Consider the following 3533-nt stretch of genomic DNA (forward strand, 5'->3'; position numbering starts at 1 on the left):
ACCCTGCGCCTGATTGCCGGACTGGAAACCCCGGACAGCGGCTCTATCGTCATCGCGGGCCGCGAGGTGACGCAACCGCTCGTGCCCCCGGAAGGGCGGGGCGTGGGGCTGGTCTTTCAGGACTACGCGCTGTTTCCGCACCTGAGCGTGCTGGGCAACGTGCTGTTCGGGCTGCGGCACTTGCCCCGTGCCGAGCGGCTGGCGCGGGCACAGGAGACGCTGGCGCTGGTCGGCCTGACCGTGTTCGAAAAGCGGATGCCGCATCAGCTCTCGGGCGGGCAGCAGCAGCGCGTGGCCTTGGCGCGGGCGCTGGCTCCCCGTCCGGCCCTCTTGCTGCTCGACGAGCCGTTTTCCAACCTGGACGCCCAACTGCGCCAGACCACCCGGCAGGAAATCCGCGCCATTTTGCGCCGCAGCGGGATGAGCGCCATTCTGGTGACGCACGACCAGGAAGAAGCCCTGGCCTTCAGCGACCGGGTGGCGGTGATGCGTTCGGGCCGCGCCGAGCAGTTCGGAACGCCCGAGGAGGTCTACGCCCGGCCCGGCACAGTCTTTGTCGCCAACTTTCTGGGCGGCAGCAATCTGGTGTCGGGGACGGCGCAGGGCGAGTGGGCCGAAACGCCGCTGGGCCGTGTGCGGCTGACCCAGGCGGCCCAGGGTCCGGTGATGGTCAGCCTGCGCCCCGAACAACTGGCGTTTGATACGTCGGGCACGCCTGCCACGGTCGTCAGCCGTGAATTTGGCGGACGCGACACCCGCTACGTGCTGCGGCTGGCGGCGGGGCAGGACGTGGTGCTGCACACGCTGGCCCCGCAGACCCTGCCGGAAGGAGCGCAGGTGTTCCTGAGTCTGCGTGGGGAAGGCCATGTGGTCGGGCAGGACACGGGTCGGCTGGCCTGAACTTCTGGCCCACCGTTACGGTCACGCGCCCCGCCGCCGCCCTAGACTGTCCTGATGCTGCCCGCCCGCTCGCCCTATGCCCGCCTGGAACTGTTCCTGCGCGACATTCTGGGTGGGGGGGCCACGCTGCTGCACGAGGAAGAAGTGCGAGGCGCACAGACGGTCAGCGCCGCCAGTCTGGGCTGGTCGCCCGCCGTGCAGCGCGGCTTTGGCTTTCCCGAGGTCTACGCGCACCAGGCCGAAACCTACCGCCTGATGCACGCGGGCCAGAACGTGATTATCACCACGCCCACTGCCAGCGGCAAAACGGGCGCGTTCTTCCCAGCGGTGTTCGAGCGGCTGGAGCAAAAGCCAGAAGCCACGGCACTGTTTGTCTATCCGTTGGTGGCCCTCGGGCAAGACCAGCGCGACAAGCTGCGGGCCTTTCGGCAGGCGGGCGGCTTCGGGTGGGACATCGCCGCTTTTCAGGGAAATGCCCAGACGAGCGACATTTTTCGGCCCGAAGTCCGCATGGTGACCGCCACGCCCGACAAGCTGCACTGGTCGCTGGACAAGCCCGCCGTGCGCGATTTCTTGCGGCGGCTGGAATTCGTGGTGCTGGACGAGGCCCACACCTACCGGGGCGGCTTCGGGTCGGAAGTGGCGGGGATGCTGCGCCGACTCCTTGACCTTGCCCGCGCTCTGGGAGCCAAACCGCAGATTGTCATGAGTACCGCCACCATCGGCAACCCTGCCGAGTTTGCGCGGGAACTGGTCGGCATTGAGGCCGCGCAGGTGAGCGAATCGGGCGCGGCGCGGCACGGCAAACGCTATTACCTCGCCGACCACAGAGGCCAGCCCCGCCGCTTCTGGGACAGCGTGGTGAGTGCCAGCCTGCACCACAACCTCAAAGTCCTGGCTTTTTTTCGGGGGCGTTCGCGGGCAGCGCGGCTGTATTCCACCTACCGCGCCCAGCCGAGGTACGCACCGCACGTCCACCTCTACATGGCGGGAACGGGGGACCGCGAGGGCCGCCTCAGCGAGTTTCGGCGGGCCAGCAGCGGGGTGATGTTCGCCACCAACGCGCTGGAAGCGGGCGTGGACATCGGTGACTTGGAAGTGGTCATCATCGACGGCTACCCCGGCTCGCGCATGGCCTTTCGGCAGATGGCGGGGCGGGCGGGCCGCATCGCGCCGGGGCTGGTGCTGTACCTGCCCGCACTGAACGAACAGGGCGTGCCGCAGCCCGTAGACGCCTTTTACTCCAACATCGGCAACTTCCGCGAGCTGCTGACGGGGCCGCTGGAAAAGGCGGTGGTGGAGGCGGGAAATCCGTATCTGGCCCCCAGGCATCAGGCGCGGCGCAACGCCGAATTTCGGGCGGCAGGGTTGCCTGCGCTGCCCGAGCCGGGGCCGAATTACTGGAACCTGCGCGGCGAGGGCAGCGCCACCTTTGCCGTCGCCGAGGAAAAAGACTGGCAGGAAAAGGGCCTGCGGGTGTTTGACGCCCCGCTGGAATCGCCCAGCCACCACTACGCCCTGACCGAGAAACACGAGGGCGCGGTGTTCACGCTGGACGGGCAGGGCTACCGCGTGCTGCGTTGGGAAGAAACGGGGCGCGGCACGGTCATCGTGGTGGAAAAGCACGCGGCGGGCGACCTGTTTACGCGGGGGCTGTATTCCACCTCGGTGCAGACGGTCAAAATGGGCGAATGGGTGCGGCGCGGCCCGCTGGCCTACCGACACGGCGAAATCGTGGTGCGGCGCAAATACTCGGGCTACACGGTCATGCGCCAGGTCTTCGAGCGCGTCTGTACGGGCTGTGACCGTGAACCGGGGCCATTCGAGCGGGTCTGCGCCAGTTGCGGCGGGCGCATTCAGGACCGGATGCAGGACCAGAAACTCAGCGAACACCTCTACGAAGAACCCGTGGAACTGCCGCCCTTTCGCACCTCGGCGCTGGAAGTCGGCCTGAACCCCGCCAGCAGCGAGCGGCCCTACGCCGTAGCGCACACGCTCAAGCACCTGCTGCTCAAGCTGATTCCCGAGCGGGTGGCCTGCGACGAGGGCGACCTGGCAGGGGCTTTTCGGGAGGGCCGCGACACCTATTTTTTCCTGTACGACGACTGGCGTGGTGGCCTGGGCGTCTCGCGCCGCGCCTTCGAGCAGATGGACGACCTGTTGCGGCGGGCGCATGTGCTGGCGACCAAAACCTGCTGTACCTCGCCCCTGGGCTGCTACGAGTGCATCGCGGTCAGCCGCTGCTTTGCGCCGTATTTCGCCAGCGGTGAGCGCCGCCCCACCGACAAACAGGCCACCGCGCTCTTTTTGCAGGAATTGCTGGGGATTCAGCCTGCCCCCGCCGAAGCTGCCGAAGTCATTCCCGACGAAGCGCCCGCCTTGCCGAACGACTGGGCGCTGCAAGCCCGCGAACTGCTCGACCTGCACGGCCTCTCGCTCCCCGAAGTCAGCGCCCGTCTCGGCATTCCCAGCCGTGAGATTCAGCGGGCGGTCAGTTCCACGGCCCCGCTGCGGCTCTCGCACGCCAAATTTGGCGAAGGCATCCTGACCCAGGGCTCCGGGCAGGGCGACGCCCGCGAGGTGCTGGTTTATTTTCCGGGTCACGGCTACAAGCGCCTGCTGGTCAAATTCGC

At 67.6% G+C, this 3533-nt stretch carries 2 protein-coding genes; both read left to right on the forward strand.

From position 1 onward, the window contains the following. Positions 1 to 900 (forward strand): ABC transporter ATP-binding protein (locus tag Q4C89_RS14400; protein ID WP_303103314.1); only part of this gene is annotated, 900 nt, incomplete at its 5' end. A 54-nt stretch (positions 901 to 954) separates the two neighbouring features. After that, positions 955 to 3533 (forward strand): DEAD/DEAH box helicase (locus tag Q4C89_RS14405; RefSeq protein ID WP_303103315.1); only part of this gene is annotated, 2579 nt, incomplete at its 3' end.

The organism is Deinococcus sp., assembly GCF_030523985.1.
Lineage (GTDB): Bacteria > Deinococcota > Deinococci > Deinococcales > Deinococcaceae > Deinococcus.